Genomic DNA, 1,220 nt, shown 5'->3' with positions numbered 1-1,220 from the left:
GGTGATGAGTACCTGATCAATCACGTCGAAGAAATGGCATTACCCGACCATCAAAACATCGTTATTATCAATGACAACTTTGGTGCCCTCGCTTGCTGGTTTTCTGAAAAACATCATGTCACTTTTATGAGCGATTCTTTCGTCTCTCACAAAGGTGCTCAAAAAAATCTTGAAGACAATCAATGTAATAAAGTGGCATTTCTGACCACAATGGACAGTATTCCTGCGAATACAGATCTTGTGTTAGTCCAGCTACCTAAAAGTAATCGTCATCTTGTTTGGATTTTGAGCCAACTTCGCAAGATGCTTCCAACCGCTTGCCCTGTTATTGCTGTAAACAAAGCCAAAGAAATCCATACGTCTACATTAAAATTGTTCGAAAAATACCTTGGAGAGACTAAAACGTCACTGGCGTGGAAAAAGCATCGACTGGTCTTTTCTCAGGCCAATGCAGAACCAAGAATTGAAGTAGATCCAATCACGGCTTGGGATGTCGAAGGTGAACACATTCAGCTTAAAAACCTGCCAAATGTCTATTCAGGAGAAAGCTTAGATTTAGGTGCGCGTTTTATGCTGCAACATATTCCTCAAGACGCCTCAATCAACCACATTATCGATTTGGGATGCGGTAACGGCGTCTTATCGGTAAAAGCAGGTCAACTCAATCCAAATGTAAGACTGACTTGCGTTGATGAAAGCTTCATGGCGCTTGAATCTGCCAAGCAGAACTTATTGGATAACTTGGGCGAAGGTCGCGACATTCAGTGCGTAGCCAATAACTGTTTGGATGGATTCAAACCTGACAGTTGCGATTTAATCATGTGTAACCCACCGTTCCACCAGCAACAAGCCATTACCGATCATATCGCATGGCAAATGTTCTGTGATGCAAAACAAATTTTGAACCAAAATGGCAAGTTACTCGTCATAGGAAACCGTCACCTCGGCTACGATGCCAAGTTGAAACGTCTGTTTGGCGATAAGAATGTGAAACTCATCGCTTCTAACAATAAGTTCGTGATTTTACAGGCAACAAAAAATCCTGCTAAATTAAGCGCAAAACAATAGAGCTCTCCGAGCAAAATGTTTACAAGGAACAATAAAATGAAAAAACTGTTACTCGCGGCTTCGGTTGCATTGCTTGCTGCATGTTCAGCGCCACAACAACCGCAACTGAACCTAATGCCTGAAAGCACCTTGAGCACCAATCCTATTGTACA

General features: G+C 42.1%; 1 protein-coding gene. It reads left to right on the top strand.

Going from position 1 to position 1,220, the window contains the following annotated elements; genetic code table 11:
* On the top strand, positions 1-1,068 hold a 1,068-nt coding region (locus R7P72_RS25000; RefSeq protein WP_318110959.1), incomplete at its 5' end, for a class I SAM-dependent methyltransferase.
* Between the last annotated feature and the right edge of the window lie 152 nt (positions 1,069-1,220).

Origin of the sequence: Vibrio sp. Vb0888, from assembly GCF_033338835.1 — a bacterium.
GTDB lineage: Bacteria > Pseudomonadota > Gammaproteobacteria > Enterobacterales > Vibrionaceae > Vibrio > Vibrio alginolyticus.
This window is presented reverse-complemented; position numbering and strand designations above follow the sequence as displayed.